Origin of the sequence: Mesorhizobium sp. M0011 (assembly GCF_040324155.1) — a bacterium.
Classification (GTDB): Bacteria; Pseudomonadota; Alphaproteobacteria; order Rhizobiales; family Rhizobiaceae; genus Mesorhizobium.
Map to the genome: position 1 here is coordinate 17,184 of NZ_JAMYVQ010000016.1, position 26,053 is coordinate 43,236.

Here is a 26,053-nt window from a genome sequence, read left to right on the forward strand (position 1 = left end):
TAGCGTGGTAGCCTCAGAGGGGGCCAAGCGATTGGACGCGGTCGATCGTGTCGTTGCGCAAGATCCATTGCTGGGAACGCGGTTCCTGGTCTACCCGCAGGTCCCTCACCTTTCGGGTTACGGAACACCCGAAACAGTATGGATTTCTACTCCACCCGATCTGATCCGCTCCGGCCCGGAAGATCACCGCATCTACGTTCGCGATCCGCTCCTCGACAAGGAGCCTTATGACTACCCTTATCTGCCACCGTTTGTCGGCGAAATCTTTCCACCTGCAGAGGCTGGCTTTGACGGCCATTTCGATCAGCTTTCCTTGACCTCGCGGCAGTTCCTTTCTGCGCACGCCTTCGCCTCGGTCGGCCGCGTGCTGGACATCTGGGAAAGCTACCTCGGCAAACCGATTGTCTGGTATTTCGCCGAGACGTACGAGCGGCTCGAAATCATCCCCTTCGTCGACTGGGAGAATGCGCAATCGGGCTATGGCTATCTGGAACTCGGCCGGGAGCGCGGCATCGACGGAGGCAACTATCCCTATGCGCTCAACTTCGATGTGATCGCACATGAGGTCGGCCACGCCATCTTGTTTTCGTTGTTCGGGACACCATCCGGCGGCCTGACTCAAGGCGATTTCGGACCGTTCCACGAAGCCAGCTCGGATCTGGTCTCGCTCTTGTCCTTCCTGAACTTCGACAGCGGCATGGACCGGCTGCTGCGGCACTGCAATGGCAACCTGCTTGTTCTCAATGAATTGAACCGGATTGCCGAGCTGACTGGCGATCGGCAGATCCGCCTCGCCAGCAACGCACGCCGCATGTCGGAGGTGACGGCGGAAATCCATGACAGGTCACGGCCATTCACGGGGGCTGTGTTCGACACGATCGTCGACGTCTACCACGCGGCACTGGTGCACGAGGGGTTGGCCGACGAGCGGCTGCTGGGGATCGATATCAAGGATGTCGACCAATCCGACATGCAGCGCATTTCGGATTTCACGTCTCGCGCCTTTCGCGCTCGGCCCTTCATGTTCAAGAGCATGCTGATCAGAGCAAGGGACGAAGTGGCCCTCGCACTTGCTCAGGCCTGGCCGCGCCTCGATGCAGATGACCTGTCGTTCGAGAATGCCGCTGCCACGCTGGTCGATGCCAGCGACCGGGTGGCGCCCGCGCTTGCGGAAAGGCTTGAAGAAAACTTCAGATGGCGAGAGATTCTATGAACTGATCGATTGCAACAAAAGGAGCGAGGAAAATGAGCGACGACTATCACCGACCGACACTGACGTTTCCATCAGGCGCTTACAACGCAACACAGGTCAGGCTTTACGGTATCGCCCCGGGCGGCGGAGATCTTGTTTACCCCAACCATCCAAAAAACCTTGAGAGCGCAGACTTCGCAATATCAGTTCGATCACAATCGGATGATGTAAGTCAAAATGACCAATTTCTACAGCAATTGAGTGATTTAAAAGTTACTAAGGAACAATTTCTCAATCTGATTGCAAATCGAAGAATTAGCGGATTTCCCGATGAGTTTGGCTACGCGACTCAGATTTCCTTAGCCGTGCGAAATATCGGATTCATCGTGATTTCCACTGTGGTATCATTCGATGAAGCATATAAGAGCGGAAAGGTGCTGTCATCTGGAATTATTGTCGGGTATTCATATGAGGGACATTGCTTCGATCTTCCAAAACCGAAGATCATGCTTCTTCCAGTTCTCCCTCAAATGATACCTCTCGACGATTGCGGATATGATAAGAAATTTAATAAACAGGGTGGCCCAGAGAAATATATGCTCTGGCTTGTCGATAAGCTTGACGAATGCGTGGAATTCGAGATGAACCAGGGGTTTATCGAGCAGATCGTCCTCGAGGCGAACCTTCCAGGCAAGCGTTCACCGACGATGTACGCATCCAAGATGACGATGGGACACCGTGGCGGAAAGCTGAACGACTAGTCTCTCATGTTCCCCGTCAACCTTGAAGGCAAGAGGCTCGCCTGCTTGGCAGGTTTGCCATGCAGTGGGATCGGCCGAAGCTGCACAGGGCGGGGGTGGAACTCAGAGACGACGGCTGATCAGACTCTCATCCGCGGGTTGGGTACCGACGTTCCGTGGCTTCGTCTCGGGCTGTCCTCGGTCTAGAGGGCGGGCGTCGCGCGTATCGGCTCGGCCACATAACTGGCGACGGGAGTTTCCCCACCTTGGCCCTACCTCCAAAATCGTCGAAGAAAGCGACAGCGGTGATTTTTGATGTTTTCACGGTTGTGCACAGGCCAAGTGCCCCGCGGGTAGCGGTATCCGAGCGCAACGCAATGCTTGTCGTTTCACCGCCGACCGAGATCATCGACACGAACGCGAAGGATTCATCACATCGATATACAAGAGGCCCTCTGCATCCTTGGCGTGTCCGGCAAACGGCATTTTAGCCGCCGCGCAGTCAAGGAGTGTGTCCGCTTTCCGAATGCACCGCCCGAAACCGGACAGGCAGGAAGCGGCCAGTTGCAGACATTCATCCTGATCTTCAGCCAATGACCACTTCGCGCTTTCGTTCTGGTCGTTCACTGTGCCGTTCGCCGCTCGCGAAACCGGCCATTCCAGTCCGACCTAGACTAGCCCTCCGTGACCCTGCCTGTGACCTTGCCGACCGCCCGCCTTTGCAAGAGAACGCTTGGAAGCCAATTATTCTTAGGGGCCCGACGTCGGATGCACTCGTCCTCATCACCCGCGACGTTCTGCACATGGTCGCACACCGCGACAACCGGCCACCGCTCGACATCGCCGATCGGATCGAGACAGACATACACAGAGCTGGAGCATCGATCCCGATCGACGGGCCGGCGCTTTATCCGACTTTTAGCTCGCCAGCGCCGCCATCGAACGTAGCGTCAGGCGCTGTTGGCGCTCGATGCCTGCATGTCCCGTCGCATGACCCTCGCCGCTGCCTGATTATTTTCGGTTGGGACCCAGACGACGCCCTTGTCCGATGGGGCTGTCAGAAACACGGTCGAGCAGGGGAGGCCGGCCGCATCGAACTTTCGCGCGATGAAATCGCTCTCGCCTCGATCGTGGCTCGACATGATCAGCTGATAGCCGTTCAACTCGACCATGTTGCGCATCACGTCGACAAAGGCGGCAGTGTGAATGATGTCATTATGCTGAAGTGGATCGTCAAGCAGCAGTGCCCGCCAGCGCGACCAGGGGTAAGCGGTGCTCGCCGCACATAGGATGCTGAAGCCGTTGGCCGCAAGTTGGCCTTCGCTCAGCACGACCTGGGGCGGCAGGTCCTTCTTCGTCTCGATCGCATTCTCCACCTTTTCTCGGTAGCGCAGTGCCATACCGAAGCTTGTCGCATCGACCCGCGTGTCGGCCTTGAACTGAATACTCTCCCCGGGCGTGCTCAGCATCGCCTCGTTGAAGTCGTCGATAACCTCGTTGAGTGGATCGAGTACGCGCGCGGAAAAATCGTCCGCCTGTGCCTGCAAACTCTCCGAATAGCGCTTCACTGCGCTTCGTGTGGCGGTGGTGAGCTTCACCGCCGCGCGGGCAGTCTCGAGCTTTGTCTTGAGTGCACCAAGATGCGCCGCCGGTTCGCGCACGCCGTTATCCCCACCCGCTGTCTGCATTGACGCGACGATCTCGTCGATCTCGTTCTGAAGCAGCGCATCTTCATTGTCGCGGGCTAGCACAAGCCGCCGTTCGGCGAGCGAACGCAGTCCGGCCAGCACGGCCTCGATCGCCGCAATACCGCGATCATACTCGGCTTGGCCCGGGCTGTTATTGAGGCCCGCTCGGGTCCAACGCTGCTGCATCTGCCACGCCGCCTGCTCGGCGGTTCCGCGGACCAGCTCGCCTGCCGCAAGCTCGCGTTGAGCGGCATCCAGTGCGGCTCGCTCCCGCTGAACTTCCGCGACCGCAGCGTTCGCCGCTTCGGAAAGTGTGGCGAGTTGTGCCTTTGCGGTTTCGCCTCGCTCGCGTTCCGTCGTCAGCCTGATCCCAAGCTCGCCGATCGTTACGTTTGACAGATTGCGCGCCGCGATCCGATCTGCACACGCCTTATCTTCGCCCTCAAACTGCGTCAGTCGGGCTCCGAATTGGCTGTCACGCGCGATCAGCTCATCGAGATCGGCGGCTTTCGAAGTTCGTTGTTCGCTCGCAGCAGCGGCACTCGCCGCTAGCGGTTCCAGCGCTACCTCCGCCGCCGCGAGCGCGGCATCCGCGTCGCGCACCCGCGTCGCGGCAAGGTGGGTGAGATCGCCGTCCGGAGACGTTTCAAGTGTCCGGGCGATGGCGGAGCGCGCATTCGTCACAGCGTCTGCGGCTACGGCTGCCGCCCGCTCGAGCCCCTCGACAGCTGCCACCTCGGTTCGAAGGCGACGGATCTGATCGCTGAGTGCGGGACGTTCGCTCCGCAAAGTCTCGAGCGCATCGTCGGCCTGAGCGAGGCGATGATCGCTCCCCGATGCTGCGGCCTCCGCCAGTGCCTTAAGGACTCCCGGCTCGAACTGCGTTCGGCACACCGGGCAGTCGGTATCGTCCTCATGAACATGGCTGGCGATCTGTGACAGGGCGGCGCTGATCGCAGTTGCGTGCCGGTCGGCCTCGGCACGTTCGCGCTCAGCGCCGAATATCCGGTCATTGAGATCGGCCAACCGCTGCTCGAGCGGAGTGAGAGAGGCAGCGGCGCTGGCCGCTGCCTCGTGCCCCTGGGCAAGCGCGGTGTCGGCCGCCCGAGACTCCGTCTGAAGATCTGCGCACTCGGCCATGGCTTCGTTGAGCGCGCGCGCCGAGCCGGCAAGGCTTCTCAGACGCGCGACTTCAGCTGCGGCGTCGCTATATTGGTCTATCACTGTATCGGCGTCGGCGATCGTCCTGCGATGGGTGGCGATCGCCTCGGCAAGCGCCTTACGATCCTGCGCTTCCTTCGCTCGCAGCTCTGCGAGTTGCGTACGGCGCGCCAGATCGGTCCGCGCCGCACCAAGTAGGGCGATATTCCGTTCGATCGTGGCTATCGCGGCATTCTGGGCCGTGACCGCATCGCTGGTTGTGGCAACAAGTTGGGATACGCGATCGAGTCGTGCCTGCGCGTCGCTTATTGCGCTTCGCAGCCGTACGAGGCTGGGATGGTCGAGGCGCGCTTCGGCTTGGCTGATCGCAAATCGCGCTGGAAATGTCGATAAGGTCTCCAGCACAGCTTTGCGGTCGCCCAATGATCGCAGCGTGTCTCCGATGCGGTCGCCGAGCGCTGAAAGACGCTGTCCAGCATCGGCGGTTGTGACGTCAAGCGGCTGATCGGCGACAAGCTGCCGAAGGTCAGCTTCGAGCTGGTCAATTCCCGCAGCAACCTCGACTGCGGTGAGCACACCGGTCGCGCGCGCCGCCGCGCGTAACCTGTTCAGGCGAGTCATCCGTCCCTGCCAGTCCACGATTTCGCGCTCGAGTTCGGCTACCATGCCTTGCTCTTTATCTAGCCGACGGGTGAACGCGGTGATGGTCGGCCGCCCACGCAGGCCCGCGCGGATGCGCTCGAGCCGGTCGATGCCGCTCGGTCCCTTGAGCGCTTGCCACTGATCCTGGGGATCTCGGCTAGTGAACCGCTGCTGCGCCGCTTGCCCAAGGAAATGGGTGAGGGCGAGATACGTGCCCAGATCATTGATAATGCGGCGATCGGGACGTGCGAGCTGCGCGACGATGTCCGCCGTTGCGGTACCGCCGGTCGCACTGCGCTTGATGAGGTCACCTTCCGAAAAGGTCAGTGCCACGCGATGCGATCCCGGCTCGGCTCCACGCCGGGTGAGATAATCCTTCTCGACAAGTTTTTTTCGGCCCTTCTGTAGATAGGGTTCAAAACGGCGAATCTTGCTGGTCAGGCCCCATTCGATCGCATCGAAGAAGCTGCTCTTGCCGAGGCCGTTAGTTCCCGTGAGCAGAACCAGGCCTGGCGCCGCCGGAATGTCGATCTCGAAGTTTCCAAAGGTTCGGAAATCATGGATCGCGACGCGGGATAGAAAAATCTCGCTCATGCCTGTCCCCTCCGCTCCCAGGCCCTGACCAGTGCCGTAACGATGTCGTCCGGCGATTTCTTCTCATCGAGCGCAATGCGCTCCCACTCGTCGGCGGTCGTCCGCGGCAAACCCGGCGCTGTGGCGCCAGTCCCGCTCAGCTCGTCGAGCGCCGCATCTTCGAACTGGCCCTCGGCATGCATCCATGGTCGGGCGAGGAAGGTGCGCTTGAGAAAATCGGCGAAGCTCTCTTCGTCCCGCTTGGGATCCTCCGGCCGCAACCAGGCGAGCTTGCGTGCGACACGGTCGTCGCGTTCGACCATCAAAGCCATAGCCCGCCAGGCATCCTGCCGCTCGCTTGCCCGCGGTCCCAGCAGCATCAGCTGCAGGTCGAGCGTCTCGTTCGCCCCCAGGAAAGAGCGCGCGACAACACATTGATTTCGGTATCGTCGTAGCGTCTCGAGCACCGCTTCCATCGCAGGAACGTCAGGAAGAATGCCAAGCACGATATTGAAACGATTGATCCGAATGGCATGACTCTCCGCCGGCAGATCGGTCGGACTGAGCGTGGTCGACTTCGTCGACCCGCCGTTGAAGATCGAACGCGCCAATTCGGGCCGATCCTCAACCTTCAACTTGAGCGCCAGCGCCGCTGCGCGAAGCCGCTCGGCGAAATTCGCCAGTCCGGGTGACAGAGTCGAACTTTCCGTCATGCTGCGCCTTTCACGATCGTCTTTTCCAGCGCTTCGAAATGCCGTGCCTCCACGGCAGCCAGCAACGCGCGCAGCTCGACCAAACCAGCCGCCACCGCGTCAACGAAATCGCGGCTTACTGACATGATCACCGGACCAGAGCCTGCCGTTTCGCTGAGCCCCGGCTGGTCGGTGTCGACCCGCGCAAACGGGCGTTCGGCGATGCGGCTGACCTCGATGGCACTTTTGACGACAAGAATAACGAATTGAGTCTGCCACATGAAAGACGCGGCGCACAATGACATCTCATCTCCATTGATCATATCGGCTGCGCAGCCATGTCCGGCCCATGCGCTGTCGCCATTGCGCAGGCGAACAAGATTGCCGGGCCTGATGCCCTTCGGCGATGTGGCCTCCCAGGCGGCGGCAATGGCGAGGGCGACGGCAGTGCCGCGCAGGATCACCGCCCATTTGTTGGGACCGACCAGAATCTGCGCGGCGTCGCGATTATCGTCATCGTCGACGGCGCAGATCATCAAGCGAAGGAAATGGCCGAGGAGCACCGGCTCGTCAGTGAACGAAGCGTGCCAAGTCGCCCATGTAGCCGCCATGACGGCCCGTAGATCGGTGGCGATCTTGAGGTTAATAGGTCGACCAGGGTCGGTATTGCTGGCAAAGAAGGGTTGGAGATGCGCATCAAGACGCTCCAGCAACCAGCTATCGAGCGAGCGGTGAATCCTGCGCGCGAGAATATCTGGTGGAAGCATGATCGGATTCTGAGCCGCACCGCCGGGATTGCCGGCCACGATGGCCGGCATCGCCATACCCTCTGCGTGCTGTGACTCCACACTGAGCGCCCGGACATGCTGACTCCACTGCCCTGGTGCCGCATGCAACCGGCAATTGTTACTATGGCAGGCAACGCGCAGAACCGCGCCCGCCACCGATCCAAGATATTCGGGGCCATCGGGAAGGATGATCTCAAAAGGCTGGTGCTCGCTCCACGAGCGCAGGAGCTGCTCAGCCGGTATCGCGCCCGACCACCGGATACTGCCTCCCTCGCGCAACAATTGCACTGAGATCGGCAGCTGATGCGCAGCCAGCCGCTGAAGTCTCGGAGCGAGCGGGATGTCCGCCTTGCGCGCAGCCTCTCTGAACAAGGTCCGCGCAGCGCTCGACAGCTTCGGTACGAGTGTTGCCTCGCCATGACGCGTCAACCACTCCTTATGGATTGCTTCGTGGCTTACCAAATGAGCAGCGAACGGAGCACGGACGACATCTCGACGTGGGCCTCGGCGAACGATGACAGCATCCGCTGCGACCCTCTCGCCGGCACAATCGAGCCAGAAATCTGCGACTTCAGGGGCTGGGTCAGGCGGAGCCATTCGCGCAACCGCTTCGCATTGCAGGTGCCGAAAGGTGCGTTGCGGGTCGCCCTCAATCGCCTTGATGGTGAGATAGGCGGCGAGCCGATTGAGCGTTGCGGTTGACACTTCAAACAGTTCGGCGTGCTGTGTCTGCAGCGTCAGCCTGACCCCAGGCCGCAGCTGCTGCGCGACGGCAGCAACTAGGCCAATGTCGCTAAGCGGCTGCAGCAGTTCGGCATTATAAGCCGCCAAGAAATCAAAACGGGCGCCGGCAGCGTCCCGCGCACGTGCCCGGACATCGATTGCGGCAAGGGCGGGCTTCAGCGCAGTGATCCCCGGATGGCTCGAAACCAGCTGGATCATGCCCGCATGATCGAAATCGCGCGCGCCGGCGGCAACGAAGTCGATCAGCCCACCGTCGCCCGCTCCGCTGATGAAGAAGCGCGGAGTCGGTCGGCCCGCGAACTCGGCAACCGGCACGCCGGCGTCGGTCCAGTAGCTGGCACTCTGTATGGTTGGAACTGGCTCGATTGGCTCGACTCCGAAGCCGACCGCGAGCAAGACAATGTGAAATTGCTCGCGAAGCTCGTTCCCTGGCGCGGGGAGTGGGCTATCCAGATCGGTGAACTCGATCTGGTAACCATCCGGTACGACGTTGAGCGCCGTAACCTGATGGCGCACACGAGGCTGCAACCTTGGCGCGAGCCTGACCACGATGTCATTGAATCCCACAAGAACGTCGTCACGCACCGAACGGCACGATCCGGACTCCCAGTCCAGTATTGGCAAGTCTGCAATGGGATCCGTCGTGTCATGCGCCGGCCAGTCGTAGATATGCGGATCGAGCCGTCGGCGATCGGTCGTCGACTGGAGGGGGAGTAGCTCCCCGGCCTTTTCGAACAGCACGATCTGCGATTCCGTAACAAGCACGGCAGCTGCCGCTGCAGCGACGCCAGCCGCACCGCCGCCGACCACGGCGATCCGCGGATTCGCGTTGAGGTAACCCAGATCCTTCAGCGCATGAACCAGAGAAAGCCCCCGGACCTGCTGCGAATAAAAGGTGATACGCCGATCGAAGCTCCCGATTACGAACAGGTTCGGCCGATCACGGACAGCCGCGCCATCGAGAATATCCTGCGGAAGCAACGCATCAGCCAACGGACCGGTCGCCTTCGGTGCTGCGCGTGTGCCGTTCCGACAGCTTAATTTTGGCGTGGCATATCGCACGCATCGTTGCCAATCGATTCCCCCATTTCCGACCATGTTGTCGCTAACAGTCGGCGGATAACGTTATGGAGAGGCAGGCGAAATGACGCAAGGCTTTATTGGCTCTTGCCAAATCGACTGCAGTCCTATGCTTTCGTACTTCTGTATCGGTCTCTGTTTCGACGTCCGCAGGCGCGACCGTGGTCGGGAGTGGCGGCTCTCTCAAGTCGACTCCCTGGAACCTGCCGGTCTCTTCGCGGCCCCCAATGGGCCCTTCAGGGTATACCCCAGCGTGACGTAACACTGCCTTGGTGTGCAGGCGTAACATCTGGGTTGACATTGACTCTTTGTGACAAGGTAGCGTCGAGCCTAAACCTTGATGTGACACGGCGATTGAACGGGCTGCTGAGGTGTAGGTTGGCTTAAGCGGATCTCCGCTTTGCGCCCAAAAGCGGACATCGCCAATGGCCAGGCCTCAGGCTGCCCAACATTGGTCTGGAACGACTGGAATCCAAGGGCTCGGAGCTATCTTCCTTTGGCTCGACAGGAGTGCCAGACTGGATGGAGGGAGCACGACATGAGGGAGAGCCGTAAAATAGCAGCGATCCTGGTCTCGGATGTGGTCGGCTACAGCAGGCTAGCCGGCGCAGATGAAGATCGCATCTTGGCACGGCTGCGGGCGCTGCGCAGCGATCTCATCGATCCCACCATCGCTGTTCATCGTGGTCGCGTCGTCAAGCGCACAGGCGACGGGAGCCTCGTCGAGTTCAGCAGCGTTGTGGAAGCGGTGCGTTGCGCGATTGAAGTGCAGAACGCCATGCTTGAGCGCAATGCCGGGGTGCCGGATGATCGCCGAATCGAGTTCCGGATCGGCATTCACCTGGGCGACGTCGTGGAAGAGAGCGACGGCGACCTGATGGGCGATGGCGTCAATATCGCCGCACGCCTGGAAGGCATTTGCGAGCCTGGCAATATTTGTCTTTCCGAGCAAGCCTATTGGCAGGTTAAGTCGAGGCTCGATATCGCGATCAACGATCGCGGTGAGGTCCAACTCAAGAACATCACCGAGCCGGTCCGTGTTTATTCACTACAGGTCGGTGTTCCCTCCAAGGCCAAGCCCGTGGCACCGGCTGAGCCCCTTGTACTGGAGAAGCTTTCGCAGCCGCTCGCACTGCCCGACAAGCCTTCGATTGCCGTCTTGCCCTTTGTCAACATGAGTGGCGACCAGGAGCAGGAGTTCTTCACCGACGGGCTGACGGAAGATATCATCACCGATCTGTCGAATGTGTCCGGCTTCTTCGTCATCGCCCGCAACTCCACCTTTGGCTATAAAGGCAAGCCCACCGACGTTCGTCAGATAGCTCGCGATTTGGGCGTCAAATATGTTCTCGAGGGCAGCGCCCGGCGATCCAACAAGCGGTTGCGCGTCAATGTGCAGCTTATCAATGCGGCAGAAGGCGGCAATCACGTGTGGGCCGAGCGCTTCGACCGCGAAATCGCAGACATCTTCGATGTTCAGGACGAGGTCACGCGCCGCGTTGTTGAAGCGATTTCCGGCAAAATTGGTGTGAAGGATATTTCTGCTCGCTCCAGGCCGTCAAGTCTCGAAGCCTATGACCTTTGTGTTAGGTCGCGAGACAAATGCAACATTTCAAGAACAGATAACAGTGAGGCGTGCGCTGATTTGGAACGTGCCATTCAGATCGATCCAAACTACTGCGAAGCACACAGCAATCTTGCCATCTCACTTTTATTTGGCTGGATGTTCTGGGGAGAGCCACAGGAACCCAGCCGCGCAAAGGCTCTGACGCACGCCCAGCGAGCCGTAGAGATCGACCCGGCCGATTCCCATGCTCGCAGGATACTGGGCTGTGTCCTGCTATATGATCGAAATTTGGATGAAGCAAAAATCCAATTTGATGCTGCCGTTCGGCTTAATCCAAATAATGCAGATGCGGTTGCATGGATGGGTGAGCTTCAAGTCTACTTAGGCAAGCCGCACGCGGCGCTGATAGCTTGTACAGAGGCGCTGCGTTTGAATCCTCGTCCACCCGGTTGGTATTTCTGGACGATGGGAACGGCCCAGATTTCCTCCGGCCATTACGAAGAAGCCGTGGTGACCTTGAGCAGGGACGAGACATATGGGACTGGCTCAAGATTGACTCTAATTGCTGCGCTTGCCCTTGCCGATCGCGTTCCAGAGGCACGGGAGGAAGGCGGTCTTTTTCTTGCTAGCAGTCCAGACTGGACGGCAGGGGAGCAGGCGGCGAACTTGCCCTTTAGGAGCCCGAGCTTTGCTCAGACCTTTATTGATGGCTGGCGTCTGGCCGGCTTGCCAATTTAGGCGGTATGGAAAAGGAGCCGTTTTCTAAGGAGCTCGGAATCAATCTATATCATCGAAAGAATCGATAGGGGCGCCCGGCATCTCCTTAGTCCTTCGTGATTCCCCGAGTTTTGGGGACCGGGAATCCGAAGCGCCGCAAGCTCCCTCGGCAATCCTGGTGGCGGACATCGTCGGCTTCAGCCGCCTGACGGCGAACGACGAGGATCGTACCTTACAGGCAACTCGCGTTTGCGAAGCGACTCGTCGATCCAACCATCGAAGTTCATCGGGGTCGGTCGTGAAGGCCACCTGCGATGGCCGACGCTCAAGGTGCATCGCTAGAGCGTCCATCGCCAGATGGGCCAGTTCGCGCTCGTGCTCCCTATTCTGCTTTTGTGTACTGATAGCCCCAATCAACGCTAGGCCAATCTGGTTTGATTTTGTTTGCCGAACGGGCATGCGCCCGCGCGTCATCGATACGCCCGAGCTTCGCCATGCATGCGGCCGCATAAACGTGGATATAGTAATAGGGGCTGTTGACGTCGAAGGCACCTGACGCGGTTCTTCACCCGATCGGGTTGCACTAAGAACGTCACTCGTCAGTAATCTACTGTCAGTACGCTTTCGACGAACCGCCCCGCTTGTTGATCGGTCATCCGTTAATCTGAGATGCCTGCTTTTCGCAGACCCTCAAGCCAGTGCTCCACGTCCTCCTGCCGGCGATATGGAGAGCCGCGCTTGTAGTCACCTAGGGTGAAACCAGGCTTGTGCTCGAGGCACCTACCCCAAGCCGCTATTGCCTCCTGGGTGCGTCCGAGCTGTCCCAAACACGCGGCCAGATTGGCGAATCCGCGATCATAGTTGTTGTTGTCCCAACGGCGGAACGAATCCAGCGAAGACTCATATTCCCCGAGCAGATAGTATACGAATGCGAGCAGCTCGTGGACATCGCGGTGTTCGAGTGGACTTAGCCGTCTGAGCCGTTCGCCAATCTCGCGGGCCATTGCGAGTTGACCACCCCAAAGGCAGATATACCCGACCCAGACGAGTACAATCGGGTTTGTTGAACCCAACTTCAGCGCGCGTTGCCAATGGGTCTCGGCAACGTCGAAGTCCTTCTTCCATCCATGAAGAGCGGCAACGACCGCCTCTGCCAGTCCGCTGGCGTCGCCGAGTTCGATGGCCCGCAAGGCCGACTGCATGGCCAACACCTTCATATCTTCGTCCGCTCTGAAAACCGAAAGTGTCGCGTAAGCGTCGGCGAGCCATGCATGCGCACGCGACGAATCAGGCTCCAAGCCTAGCGTTCGCTTTAAGAACTCAACGCCAGAGACGGTGTCCTTCTCAGTGAATCGATGGATAGAATCGAGACCGCGCAAGAACGAGTCGTACGCGCTGAGGCTCGTTTGCGTTTGCCTGGTCCGAACGATTTCAGCAGCGCCTACCTTGCCGACCAGTGCCCAGGCGATCCTCTCTGTCACCTCATCTTGAACGGCGAAAAGATCCTCGAGGTTTCGATCGTAGCGCTCGGCCCAGACGTGATTGCCAGTTGCTGCTTCTATCAACTGTGCAGTGATCCTGACGCGCGCGCCCGCCTTTCGAACGCTTCCCTCGACGACGTACCGTACACCGAGCTTCCTTCCGACCTCGGTGGTGTTTACGGATTGACCCTTGAAAACGAACGAGGAATTGCGTGCGATTACGAACAGACTCTGACTGCGACTGAGTTCGGTGATGAGGTCCTCGGCTATTCCATCCGAGAAATAATCCTGCTCCGGGTCCGCCGACATGTTTGTGAACGGAAGCACTGCTACTGACGGCTTGAAAGGGAGTGGCAAGTCATCGTTGGAAGTAATTGACGTTGAAGGTTCTGGATAATCCCGCTCTTCTGTTTGAACCCGATAGGCATGCACGGGCCCGGCAATGTTCTTCATCGCCTGCTCGCCCAAGTCGACGAACGTATAGGGAACCTTTCCCTTTACCTGATCATAGACACTGCGCCCAATCACGACGCCCCCGGGCTTGCTGACCTTCTCGAGCCTAGCCGCCACGTTTACGCAGTCGCCGTAGATCGTCGTTCCATCCACTATAACCTCTCCTGAATTGAGACCCATTCTGAAGGTCATGCGCCGCCCTTCGGGTAGGTTAGTATCGCTTGCCGTTATCCGGTTTTGTGTCTCGACTGCGCATTGCAACGCATCGACGGCACTCTGGAACTCGATCAGGAGACTGTCGCCTGCCGTGCCGACCAGCCGGCCCTTGAATTGCGCAATCTTGGGATCGATCACTTCGGCGCGCAACGTCTTTAGATGTAAGAGAGTCCCAGCCTCGTCGGCCCCCATAAGACGCGAGTAGCCGACTACGTCCGCTGCTAAAACCGCCACGAGTTTTCTTTCCGAGCGCGCCACGATGCCTCCTGGACTGCAAAGAGTTCAATCGGTTTGCTGTGAGCGTAGCACTCGCGTCTATGCGCAACTAGCCGCCAGAGAACGTCCGCCCGCCGGACTGAACGTCCGCTATCGTTCTTCGAACGCCAGAAGCCGCCATTCCGCTTGCGGCCATTCTGGTCATTCAATGGCCGCTGAGCGTTGCTGCGCTAGGTCGATCGGTTCCCTTCGGAGCTTAGCTCTCCCGTCCAAAATTCGGTAAACCTGCATTCGAGAACAGCCAACAGCTTGCGCGATTTCGGTGGGTTTGACCCCGTCACCGTGGAGTTGGATCACACGGTGGTAATCTATGCGCTGCTGGCCACCCTTGTAGACGCCATTGCGCTTGGCTTGTTCGATACCATCACGCTGCCGCTCCTTGATGAAACGGCGCTCCATTTGGGCGACCATGCCAAGAACGGTCAAGACAATTTGGCCCATCTCACCTCTTGTAGAGACATGTGGGTCAAGGACGGTGACAAACGCTCCTTTCTGCTCACATTCATAAATCAGGTTTAGGACGTCGCGCGTATCGCGGCCGAGCCGGTCGAGCCTGGTCACCACCAGTTCATCGCCCGGCCGCAAGAAATCCAAAACAGTCGCTAACTCGGTGCGCCCGTCGCGACTTGCACCCGACACCTTTTCGGCACGGACGATCTCGCAGCCTTCAGCCTTCAGCTTTGTGTGCTGGGTTTCAAGATCTTGATCAATTGTGCTGACGCGTGCGTAACCGATGCGAGCCATAGCCTGTCACCTCAAGGTTTAGGCCTGAGGCTACCTTGTCACAAATAGTCGATGTCAACCCAGATGTTACGCTGACGTATCGCCGGCGGGTTACGCCACGCAAGGGTATACCCTGATGGGCCAAATTGGCGCTCGCATGGGCCGTACCGAGGCAGCTGAGTTAAGATGAAAAGAAGTGTACCCCGCAGACCCCCGCCTCAGGCCCTGGGTGCGTCGCTTTGAAAGCGCATTCCGTTCAAGATTGACCGATGCCGGCTGCTCGCCTGGAGGCTGGGGGAGGAGCGGCCCGGAGAGTCTCTGGGCCGGCATCGGTCACCGCCGGCACTAAGCTGTTGCCGGCGGAAGCTGGGCTAACTTGATTGGCAGTTTGCCCGCCCGTCATCAAACGTGCGGCACGAGACGACCTACTGCATTCCGCGCAGGGCATTCACGTCGGCGCAGAACTCGGCATAAGGCTTGCTCATCGCCGCATCTTGGCATTCGCGCATGATCATTTCGCGCATGGGCTTTGGCTTGGCCATGAACGCAGCCGTGAACTCAGGCATGGGCTTCAGGACTTTCATCGACGCGTCGGTGTAGAATGGCGCGAGGTTATCGGCGACGTCGAGTGCGCCGGCAACTGCCGCACTTCCGACAGCGCAAACGGCAAAGGCGCCGAGGCAGATTGCTTTGATATTCATGGTCTAGTCCTTCTCTGGGGTTATGCAGTTACCTTCGATAACTGCTGATGCTGCGATTTGTTTAGACTGGCAGGACGTCGCCCGCAGCTGAGCCGACCGAACCTTGCAATGCTGCCCGACCGTTCGTGGAGCGCGGCTCAACGACGGTGATGATGACGTCGATGTTCCCTCGGGTAGCTTTGGAATAGGGGCAAGTCTGGTGAGCAGCATCAGCCAGGGCTTGGGCGATTTCACGCTCTAAACCGGGCAAGCTGACATTGAGGCGAGCCTGAAGGGAATAGGCGCCGTTCTCGAGGCAGAGATCTACCTCGGCATCTATCGCCAAGTCAGCAGGAAGGGCGACCTTCATTTTATGGGCAGCAATTCCCATCGCCCCCTCGAAGCATGCCGACCAGCCGGCCGCGAACAACTGCTCGGGATTGGTGCCCGAGCCCGGGCCGCCGGGCGTCGAAAGCTTGATATTCAGACGACCATCGGAGCTGCGAGCAGCACCATGTTCACGGCCACCTTCAGTATGGGTCTTGGCGGTGTATATTGGTTTCCCTAATTGGGTCATGATCATTTTCCTCGTTGAACATTTTCATTTCTGCGATCGAAGCCAAATGTGCTTCCGAGTTACGGTTAAATTTGGTTGATCATCTATTGGACTAACGTGTCGCCGATACTTTTGGATTAGCGCCCGGGATGCTCCCTCGCACACCTCTTGCCATTCCGAACTATGCTCCGGCGGCTCTGCATCTTTTCAGTCCGCCAGCATATCCCACGAGATTTTCACGGCCTGCGACGCGAAGTTCGGATGCATGGGATCGAAACCAACACCTAAGCATCATCGACTCCATAGGTGGAAGTGGCGCATCTTCGTGCTGACGGCCTTCACCAGCCGTAGCGAAAGGGCGACATGGAGAACGAACTCAGCCGCGTCGTCGATGCTCTTCCCGGATTGGTTTGGAGCGCACTGCCGGATGGATATACCGACTTCGTCAACCAACGCTGGTGCGAGTATACCGGAATTCCAGCCGACGAAGCCCGTGGCCGAGGCTGGCAGGTTTCGGTGCATCCGGATGATCTGTCACGCCTGACCGACGAATGGGCAGCCATTCTGGCTTCTGGCGCACCGGGTGACATTGAAGCTCGAATGCAGCGCTTCGATGGAGCGTACCGTTGGTTCCATTTCCGAGCTTGCCCGCTGGTCGGTGACAACGGCCAGGTCATCAAATGGTGTGGAATAAACACCGATATCGAGGACCGAAAGAACGCGGAAGACGCGCTGCGCGTCGAGGAGAACCGCTTCCGCGTGATCGTCGATGGTCTCCCGGCGATCGTTACGCTCATGTCCGCTGACGGCCAGTTCGAACACGCTAATCAATACATGCTCGACTATATCGGAGTGACGCTTGAAGAGATGAAGCTGAAAGACCGGCCCTTAGGCAAGGCCTTTCATCCCGATGATCGGCCGGCCATTCTTGTCAAGTGGATGGAGTGCGTCCGGACGGGCGAACCCTACGACTATGAGGCGCGCCTGCGTCGTGCAGATGGAAAATATCGCTGGTTTCATACGCAGGGATACCCGTTGCGAGATGCTGAAGGACGAATTGTCCTTTGGTATCTTCTCCAGACTGATATTGACGAGCGAAGGTGCGCCGAGGCGCTGCTTTCGGGAGAGAAGCGCCTGCTCGAGATGGTTGCATCTGGGAACCCACTTCCCGTTGTTCTGGACGAACTTTGCGAACTACTGGATAAGATGGCCAACGGTTGCGTTAGCGGCGTCCTGCTCCTCGATCGCGCAGGCCTGAAAGTTGAGCATTCGATCGGCCCTGGACTGCCGGCCACATACAGCAAGGCTCTCGAAGGCAAAACCGTCAGTCCCGAGGCCGGGCCATGTGGGATGGCAGTTTGTCAGAAGATCCAAGTCATTGTTTCGGATGTCACGACTGATGCGAGATGGAATGATTCGGGCTGGCAGGCACTTGCCCTGGCTCACGGTTTGAAGTCTTGCTGGTCAACGCCGATTATCGCCGCAACGGGTGAGGCACTCGGAACTTTCGCGATCTATAGACCCGATGGCGGTCTGCCGACCGCATTCCATCAGTCGCTAATGCAAAAGCTGACGCACATCGCCAGCATCGCGGTAGCACGAACACACAGTGAGGACGATCAGCACAGGGCAGAAACTCTCCTGGCGCACGAAAAGCGACTGCTCGAGATGATAGCTTGGGGCTATACGCTTCCCGTCGTGCTCGACGCTTTGTGCCGTCTAGTCGAAGATATGGCCACCGGATGCCATTGTGGCATTCTTTTCTACAGCCCGGACGAAACGACCTGGCAGCATGGCGCCGGCCCTGCGCTTCCATCCGGCTACAACGAGACCATGCATGGCAGACCCGCCCACAGGGCATCGGGACCTTGCGGGTTAGCGGCTTCCGAGAAGAAGCAGGTGATCGTGTCGGATATTGCGACCGATTTGCAGTGGGACAAACATGGATGGCGAGCGCTTGCCCTGTCCTACGGTATCAAGGCGTGCTGGTCGTCGCCAATTCTCTCGCATGACAAGAAAGCTTTGGGTGCCCTGGCTTTCTACCAGTATGAGCCAGGGCCACCCAACGAATTTCAACGCGAACTCATTGCCCAACTCTCCCAGATTGCAAGTATTGCGGTGGAACGTGTGCGAAGCGAGAGCGCGCTAAAGCGGAGCGAAGCATTCTTGTCCAAGGCTCAGCAACTCAGCTTAACGGGAAGCTTCTCGTGGCGCGTCGGAACCAGCGAGATCACTTGGTCAGAGCAGGCCCACCGAATTTTTGAGTTTGAGCACCGCGTACCGGTAACAATTGAATTGCTTGGATCTCGCATACACCCAGATGACTTCGAGCTTCTCAATGAAATGATCGCGCGAGTTCGGGGCGCCGGCAGTGACTTCGAGTATGAGTGCCGGCTATTGATGCCCGATGGGACCGTCAAGTACCTACACGTCGTAGCTCACGGCACCAGCGATCACGATGGGGCGCTTGAGTACATCGGCGCAGTTCAAGATGTGACTGAGCGCCGCCTCTCCGAGGAAGCGCTCGGCAAAGTTCGGTCAGAACTGGCGCATGTTGCCAGGGCCACGACACTCGGAGCACTGACTGCGTCAATCGCGCACGAGGTAAATCAACCGCTCTCCGGCATCATGACCAATGCCAGCACGTGCCTACGCATGCTTGCTGCAAATCCCCCCAATATTGATGGGGCCCGAGAGACGGCACGGCGCACACTGCGTGACGGCACACGGGCTTCGGATGTGATCGTACGATTGCGCGCACTCTTTGCCAAGAAGAACGAGCTGACAGAGTCGGTGGATCTCAATGAGGCCACGCGAGAGGTGATTGCACTGTCGGCGAATGATCTCCAGAGAAACCGCGTCACTCTCCGTGCCGAATTCCGAGATGACATTCCGCCGATAGCTGGCGACCGCATTCAGCTTCAACAAGTTATTCTGAACCTCTTACTAAACGCATCTGATGCAATGAAAGGCGTTGAAGATCGTCCCAGGCAACTGCTGATCAGAACAGATCGCGATGAAAGTGAGCATGTGCGCCTGACTGTGCAGGACACAGGAGTGGGGTTCGAGCCTCACGCGGCCGAGAGACTTTTCGACGCCTTTTACACGACCAAGACGAGTGGCATGGGGATCGGCCTGTCGGTCAGCCGTCATATTATCGAAAGTCACCAAGGGCGTCTCTGGGCCTCCTCGAATGAAGGTCCGGGCGCCACATTCGCGTTTTCTATCCCTCGCAAGTCGCAGCGGCCTAGAGAAAGTGACCGCTCCGGCCGCAACCATATCTCTGCCGATGCGGGAATTGGAAAAGCTATGAGGAGCAATCGATGATAACTAAGTCACTCGTGTCGGTCGTCGATGATGACGAGTCCGTGCGCGAGTCGCTGCCTGACTTGCTCAGGGAGTTTGGTTTTGCGGTTCAGGCGTTCTCGTCGGCAGAGGAATTTCTCGCGTCCGATTGGATGGACCGAACTGATTGTCTGGTTCTAGACGTTGTTATGCCAGGAATGACAGGCCCTGGCCTGCAACAGGAACTCAAACGCCGTCGGCTATCTATTCCAATCGTCTTCATGACGGCACATGAAAACGAAGCGATTCGTTCACGCGCGCTTGCCGATGGCGCTGTAGATTGCCTGTCCAAGCCCTTTTCACAGACCGCATTACTCGATGCTCTCAACGTAGCGCTTCTTGCGACCTGACAAGCTTTCTTGGAATGCAAATGCGGCTCACCCAGCGATAGAGGCCAATCATGTCGCAACCGATTGTGTTCATAGTTGACGATGATGTCTCCGTGCGTGAATCGCTCGAGGCCCTGATCAATCTGACGGGCTCGCGGGCGGAAACATTCGCCTCCGCCGAAGAGTTTCTTGAGCGGCCGCGAGTGTCTGTCCCGAATTGCTTAGTACTGGACGTCAGCTTGCCTGACCTCAATGGTCTCGAACTGCAGAAACGAATCACTGCCGATCGTGCTGATATGCCTATCATTTTTATAACCGGCTACGGTGATGTACCGATGACTGTCCAGGCGATGAAGGCCGGCGCAGCTGAATTCCTCATGAAGCCCGTCAGCGATGACGCGCTGTTGGACGCGATAGGCCAAGCTATTGAGAACAGCCGGGAAACGATCGACCGGGAAGCCGAATTGCAGGCTCTTCGGGTTGATGAGGCTACTCTAAGCCGTCGCGAACGTGAGGTTATGACTTTGGTGGTCTCCGGCCTCATGAACAAACAGGTCGGTTTCCAGCTTGGGATCAGCGAAATCACTGTGAAGGCTCATAGAGGCCGGATGATGCAAAAGATGAAGGCCCGCTCGCTTGCCGAATTGGTGAACATGGACGCCAAGCTTCGATCCACAAGCCTGGTGAAGACGTGACGACCACGGCCAGCCGGTCCCGCTTTCTACAGCGGTACAGTTTGCCGCGGTTCTCTGAGATCGAGCTATGTAAGGCTTTGCGAGGCGGCCATAGATGACTTATTCGGGGTATGTGTTTGAGGTCGTCAGCCAAACGGGAAACTTTGTGTTTTCGAGGGGCACTTGTGCCGGCAAGCCTCCCGTGCTTGCGCTTTCCCTTGGCGGGCAGCAGCCCTCCGCTCGCAATCTAGAGCGGCTGTCGCACGAACTGGCCCTGGCTGCAGACCTCGACCGAACATGGGCGGTGAGGCCACTGGCCATTACGCGTCAAAAAGGGAGGCAAATGCTGGTGCTGGAGGACTGCGGTGGGGAGCCTCTAAATGTCATCTTGGCGCGGGAGCAACATCAGATGAACCTGACCCAGTCTTTCCAAATTGCGATCGATCTGGCGAGGGCTGTTGGCCAAGCACACAAGAGCGATCTGATTCACAAAGACATAAAGCCGGCAAATGTCTTCGTTGACAATGAGGGACATGTTCGCCTGACCGGGTTCGGTATCGCTTCGCGATTGAGGAGAGAGAGGCAGATGCCTGGCCCACCTGAGGTCATCGCTGGCACCTTTGCCTACATGGCACCTGAGCAGACAGGTCGAATGAATCGATCCTTGGACTCCCGCAGCGACCTCTATTCGTTGGGGGTCACCCTTTATGAGCTGTTTACGGGCGAGTTGCCATTCACCGCCGCCGATCCAATGGAGTGGATTCATTGTCATATCGCCCGGATTCCTCTGCCGCCAAGTCAGCGAATGAAAGGTCTGCCCCTCTGCCTCGACGACCTCATATTGAAGCTGCTTGCGAAGGACCCCGAGGAACGATACCGGACGGCGGCCGGCGTTGAGGCCGACCTGGTGAAGTGCCTCGAAGCCTGGGCATGCAACGGCAGTACGCCGGTTTTCGAACTAGGCGAGAACGATGTTTCGGATCGCTTGCTCTTGCCCGAACGGCTGTATGGGCGAGACGCTGAGGTTGGGGTCCTACTCGCCGCTTCAGATCGGGTAATGACGCGCGGCACTTGTGAAATGGTGTTGATCACCGGATATGCCGGTATCGGCAAGTCCTCCGTCGTCAACGAACTTCACAAATCTCTTGTGCCAAGGCGCGGCTTGTTCGCATCTGGGAAATCCGACCAGTACAAACGAAACATTCCTTATGCGACGCTGGCTCAAGCTTTGCAGGGCTTGTTTCGTCAGTTGCTGATCAAGAGTGATACAGAATTGCGATGCTGGCGCGATAACCTTCTTGCGGCCCTAGGGTCGAATGGCCAGCTGATGGTTGATCTGATTCCTGAGCTCGCACTCATCATCGGCGAACAGCCCACGATCGCCCAGGTCGATGCAAAATCTGCCAGGACACGATTCCACCTGGCTTTCCGCAACCTCCTGGGCGTTTTCGCCAAGGCCGAGCACCCGTTGGTGTTGTTCATTGATGACCTCCATTGGCTGGATACCGGTACGCTCGAACTGCTGGAAGGCCTTGTTACAGATCCCCGGGCCAACCACATCCTCGTGGTCGGTGCGTACCGAACTAACGAAGTCGGTCCAACACATCCTCTGTTCCATACACTCGGGGCACTCCGCAGTGTATCAAGAGATATTTCCGAGGTACTCCTTGGGCCATTACAGGTCGGTGATCTAGCGCAATTGTGCGCAGACGCGCTGCATTCCGATGTTGAACAAACGCGCGAGCTGGCCGGCTTGATATTTGAGAAGACGGGCGGGAACCCGTTCTTCGCGCTGCAATTTTTGACGGCACTCGCCGAGGAGGGATTGCTTACGTTCCAGTCCGCAGGTGCATCCTGGCGGTGGGACATCGACAGAGTGCGCGCGAAGGGAATTACAGATAATGTGGGACAGCTGCTCTCCACCAAGTTGACCCGATATTCCGCGGGAACACAACGCGCTCTGGGTCAATTGGCTTGCCTTGGTCACATGGCGGATCGTCTGACGGTCGCGTGCGTGCAGGAACGTTCGGTCGAGCAAGTCGACGCGCTTTTGGCAGAGGCCGTGCAGGCTGGCCTGATCCATCGTTTTGATGGGACATATGCTTTCTCGCACGATCGCGTGCACGAAGCGGCTTATGCCTTGATTCCGCCTGCCGAACGAGCTGCTACCCACCTGCGGATTGGCAGGGCGCTTCTGGCGCAAATCCCGCCAGAAGACCTTGAGGAAAAAGTCTTTGAGATCGCCAACCAGTTCCATCAGGGCTCATCTGCAATCGCTTTTACCGCCGAACGTGATCTAGCAGCGCAACTCCATTTGATCGCAGGGAAGCGCGCCCAAAATTCGAGCGCGTACCGCTCTGCGCAAACCTACTTTGCGGCGGGACGGAGCTTGCTTGAAGAAGGCAGCTGGGAGCGCCATTACAAGCTCACATTTGATCTGGAACTGGGTCAGGCAGAATGCGAAATCGTGGGCGGTGAGTTGATTGCAGCCGAGGACCGGATTGCAGTTCTGACGCAGCACGCAGCGGCCTTCAAGGATGAGGCCGACGTCGTGTGCCTCGCCGTCCTCCTTTACTTCACCACAGGCAGGAGCGAGAGTGCGGTAGAAGTCGCACTGGCATTCCTGTCCCGAAAGGGCATCAACTGGTCATCGCGCCCAACTGAAGAGGAAGTTCGCCGGGAGTACCTCGAAATGCGTCGCCAGCTGGCGCGCCGACCGGTGAACGAACTCATCGACCTGCCAGCCATGAGCGATCCCGACTGTATCGCCATCATGGCGGTGCTGACTGAACTGTTTCCTGCCGCGTACGCTGTTGATCGCTATTTGCTTGAAATCGTGCTGCTGCGCATGACAAACCTGAGTTTGGAACATGGCCATTGCCAAAGTTCCAGCGTTGCCTATTCCGCATTGAACATGACCCTTGGCTCCCACTTCTCGGACTACGCGACGGCATACAACCTAGGCCAGCTTGCCTGCCAACTTGTGGACCGACGCAGTGATGACCGCTTCAAGGCCCGTGTGTATTCATGCTTCGCCGCTTTCGCAATGCCGTGGTTCAAGCCCCTGCCCATCTGCCAACCCCTGATGAGACAGGCGTTCGAGATCGGCAGATCAATGGGGGACATGGCATTTGCCGCATACAACTCCAGAAATCTCATCACACATCTGCTTGTTTCGGGCTTACCACTTAGCCAAGTCCAGATCGAGGCCGATCAGGCGCTTGCTTTTGCAAGCACAATTCAACTGGGCCTGCCGGCAGATCGCTTCTTGGGACAGCTCTCCCTCATCCGCAACCTTCGCGGTGCGCACGCCGGCAGCAGCCCTGAGGACGAGGAATGGGCGAATCAGAACGTAGAAGCGCAGCCTCAACTGGCTATGATGGTCTGCTATTACTGGGTGTTCAGGCTTCAGGAGCGGTTCTTTTTGGCGGACTATGCGGCAGCGCTGGAAGCATCGGCGAAGGTGGCGGGAATTCGATGGGCAATGCGGTCGTCCATCGAGGAGGCGGAGTACGATTTCTATTCAGCTCTCACCTGCGCAGCTGCAATCGATGGAGCTTCCGACGACGAGCGCAAGAAGCTGTCGGAGGCGCTCTCAAAGCACTACGACCAGATCGTCCTGTCGGCCGAGAATTGCCAGGAGAATTTCTCCAATCGCAAGGCATTGGTTGGCGCCGAAATCGCGCGGCTGGAGGGGCGGGAAGTTGTCGCGCAACATCTCTACGAAGACGCAGTCCGCCTCGCGCGCGAATACGGGTTTGTTCAAAACGAAGGTCTTGCTAACGAGCTGGCAGGGCAATTCCACGCGGCGCGCGGGCTTGAAACTATATCCGACGCCTATCTCCGCAACGCGGTGTCCTGCTATGAACGTTGGGGTGGGCACACTAAGATCAGGCAGATCAAAGCGCGGTATCCAAATTTAAGCTCGTCCACCATGAGGCAAGAGCCGGCTGCGATGATCGACGCGCCGCGAGCGCAAATGGATGATGAGGCGGTCGACAACGCTTCGCAGACATTATCGGCTGAGCTGGTTCTGCCAACCCTACTGGGAAAGCTAATGCGCCTGGCTGTCGAGCACGCTGGAGCGGAGCGCGGCCTGCTCGTTCTCATGAACGGCAACGAACCGCGAATCGAGGCGCAGGCGACAACGACGCTGGGAAACGTGGATGTGCAGGTCCAAAGCGTTTCGGTCAGCCCATCTGATCTCCCAGCTTCGGCACTCCACTACGTTTTGCGCACGCGCGAGCGTCTGGTCTTGGATGATGCGTCTTCAGATGGGCTCGACAGCGAAGATGAGTACGTGTCGCTCAATCGACCCAGATCCGTCCTGTGCCTACCGATCTTCAAACAGAAGAACGTAATCGGTGCACTCTATTTGGAGAATAACCTGACCCCGCGAGCGTTTACGTCGGATCGCGTTGCGGTGCTGGATTTCCTCGCCTCGCAGGCAGCGATTTGGCTGGAAAATGCGCAGCTCTATTCGAATTTGCGCCGCAGCGAAACATGGTTGAGGGAGGCGCAGCATTTAAGTTCGACGGGCAGCTTCTACTGGCGCGTGGATTTGGACACGGTGGAGTTCTCGGATCAGACCTTTCGGATCTATGATCTCGAACCGGGCAATACCGTCACGCTCGAAATGATCGCAACACGCATACATCCGGAAGACCATGCGCTGCTGCAGGAAATGATCGATATCGCCCGCGGGCCTGCGACTGACCTTGATTACCGGTACCGGGCTCAAATGCCAGACGCGTCGGTGAAGCATCTTCATTTGGTCGCTCACGGCGCGCGCAACAAGGATGGCCATGTGGAGTATATCGGGGCGATCCACGACGTCACACACAACCACCTGGCCGACGAGGCCATCGGCAAAGCCCGATCCGAACTTGCGCATGTGGCAAGAATTACGACGCTCGGGGTTCTCACCGCCTCTATAGCGCACGAGGTTAGCCAGCCGCTGATGGGAATTGTCACGAATGCTGCAACTTGTCTTAGGATGCTTGCTTCGGACCCGCCGAATATTGAAGGCGCTCGCCGAACAGCGCAACGGTCGATCCGAGATGGGCACCGCGCTGCTGATGTAATCAAGCGACTGCGTGCCCTCTTTGGCAAGAAGGGCACCACGACCGAGTCGGTGGATCTTAACGACGCTACCCGAGAGGTGATCGCACTTTCGTCGACCGAGCTTCAGAGAAGCCGTGTGGTGTTGCAGACCGACTTCGCTCGCGACCTGCCGTCGATCATGGGAGACCGTGTTCAACTTCAACAAGTGATGCTGAACCTGTTGTTGAACGCGTCAGACGCCATGAGCCATGTCGAGGATCGCCCCAGGAAGCTCACGATCCGAACCGAACTGGACGACGCCGATTGTGTTCGCTTGATCGTCAAGGACACGGGGGCGGGGTTCGATCCACTGGCCGTAGAAAAACTTTTCGAAGCTTTCTATACCACTAAGAACGGCGGCATGGGCATGGGGCTTTCCGTCAGTCGGTCCATCATCGAGAGCCATCTCGGTCGTCTCTGGGCGGCAGGAAACGATGGTCCTGGATCTACATTTTCATTTTCAATTCCCCAATCGTTGGAACTGATCCACGTACACTCTCAGGGCGTGTAGGCGAGCGAGATCCTGGCACTCCAAGCCGTATAGGCAACTCCGATGGACCGACCTCGCAAAGAAGTCTGACCATTGGCGTGCGTATCCGCCTTGGACTATTTGTAGGATGCCTGACTACATTC

13 protein-coding genes and 1 pseudogene are annotated in these 26,053 nt (G+C 58.3%); 7 read left to right on the plus strand and 7 right to left on the minus strand.

Annotation, left to right across the window (positions count from 1 at the left end; genetic code table 11):
* The first annotated feature begins 31 nt into the window (after positions 1-31).
* Positions 32-1,213 (plus strand): gluzincin family metallopeptidase, encoded by a 1,182-nt coding sequence (locus NKK51_RS18205; protein ID WP_352443026.1) that lies wholly within the window; start codon positions 32-34, stop codon positions 1,211-1,213.
* Between the two features lie 32 nt (positions 1,214-1,245).
* Positions 1,246-1,953 (plus strand): hypothetical protein, encoded by a 708-nt coding sequence (locus NKK51_RS18210; RefSeq protein WP_352554166.1) that lies wholly within the window; start codon positions 1,246-1,248, stop codon positions 1,951-1,953.
* A 929-nt stretch (positions 1,954-2,882) separates the two neighbouring features.
* Here the strand turns inward: NKK51_RS18210 and NKK51_RS18215 are convergent.
* The 3 genes from NKK51_RS18215 to NKK51_RS18225 form a co-directional block, all read right to left on the minus strand.
* Positions 2,883-6,017 (minus strand): AAA family ATPase, encoded by a 3,135-nt coding sequence (locus NKK51_RS18215; RefSeq protein WP_352554167.1) that lies wholly within the window; start codon positions 6,015-6,017, stop codon positions 2,883-2,885.
* Positions 6,014-6,607, minus strand: coding sequence for an ABC-three component system middle component 1 (locus NKK51_RS18220; RefSeq protein ID WP_352554168.1), 594 nt, complete (start codon positions 6,605-6,607; stop codon positions 6,014-6,016). Before NKK51_RS18220 ends, NKK51_RS18215 begins: the two co-directional genes overlap by 4 nt.
* A 98-nt stretch (positions 6,608-6,705) precedes the next feature.
* Positions 6,706-9,213 (minus strand): ABC-three component system protein, encoded by a 2,508-nt coding sequence (locus tag NKK51_RS18225; RefSeq protein WP_352554169.1) that lies wholly within the window; start codon positions 9,211-9,213, stop codon positions 6,706-6,708.
* 625 nt (positions 9,214-9,838) lie between these two features.
* Here NKK51_RS18225 and NKK51_RS18230 point away from each other — a divergent pair.
* Positions 9,839-11,605 (plus strand): adenylate/guanylate cyclase domain-containing protein, encoded by a 1,767-nt coding sequence (locus NKK51_RS18230; RefSeq protein WP_352554170.1) that lies wholly within the window; start codon positions 9,839-9,841, stop codon positions 11,603-11,605.
* A 638-nt stretch (positions 11,606-12,243) separates the two neighbouring features.
* On the opposite strand, the gene NKK51_RS18235 is transcribed toward NKK51_RS18230, so the two are convergent.
* The 4 genes and pseudogenes from NKK51_RS18235 to NKK51_RS18250 form a co-directional block, all read right to left on the minus strand.
* A complete protein-coding gene (locus NKK51_RS18235; RefSeq protein WP_352554171.1) occupies positions 12,244-13,992 on the minus strand; it encodes an adenylate/guanylate cyclase domain-containing protein in 1,749 nt (582 codons plus the stop codon).
* A gap of 159 nt (positions 13,993-14,151) precedes the next feature.
* Positions 14,152-14,754 carry a recombinase family protein gene (locus tag NKK51_RS18240; protein ID WP_352554172.1) on the minus strand — a complete coding sequence of 201 codons (603 nt, stop codon included), beginning with the start codon at positions 14,752-14,754 and terminating at the stop codon, positions 14,152-14,154.
* A 404-nt stretch (positions 14,755-15,158) separates the two neighbouring features.
* Complete coding sequence (locus NKK51_RS18245; RefSeq protein WP_352554173.1) at positions 15,159-15,434, minus strand: hypothetical protein; 276 nt, start codon at positions 15,432-15,434, stop codon at positions 15,159-15,161.
* 139 nt (positions 15,435-15,573) lie between these two features.
* Positions 15,574-15,990, minus strand: a pseudogene (locus NKK51_RS18250) (organic hydroperoxide resistance protein); the annotation flags it as partial.
* A gap of 342 nt (positions 15,991-16,332) precedes the next feature.
* Here NKK51_RS18250 and NKK51_RS18255 point away from each other — a divergent pair.
* The 4 genes from NKK51_RS18255 (at position 16,333) to NKK51_RS18270 (ending at position 25,931) form a co-directional block, all read left to right on the plus strand.
* Positions 16,333-19,296, plus strand: a complete 2,964-nt coding sequence (locus tag NKK51_RS18255; protein WP_352554174.1) for a PAS domain-containing protein — start codon at positions 16,333-16,335, stop codon at positions 19,294-19,296.
* The gene (locus tag NKK51_RS18260) at positions 19,293-19,664 is read left to right on the plus strand and encodes a response regulator (RefSeq protein WP_352554175.1); all 372 of its coding nucleotides are present in this window, start codon (positions 19,293-19,295) and stop codon (positions 19,662-19,664) included. Before NKK51_RS18255 ends, NKK51_RS18260 begins: the two co-directional genes overlap by 4 nt.
* 50 nt (positions 19,665-19,714) lie before the next feature.
* On the plus strand, positions 19,715-20,338 hold the full coding sequence (locus NKK51_RS18265) for a response regulator transcription factor (RefSeq protein ID WP_352554176.1): 624 nt from the start codon (positions 19,715-19,717) through the stop codon (positions 20,336-20,338).
* Positions 20,339-20,432: 94 nt separating this feature from the next.
* A complete protein-coding gene (locus NKK51_RS18270; protein WP_352554177.1) occupies positions 20,433-25,931 on the plus strand; it encodes a trifunctional serine/threonine-protein kinase/ATP-binding protein/sensor histidine kinase in 5,499 nt (1,832 codons plus the stop codon).
* The last annotated feature ends 122 nt before the right edge of the window (positions 25,932-26,053 follow it).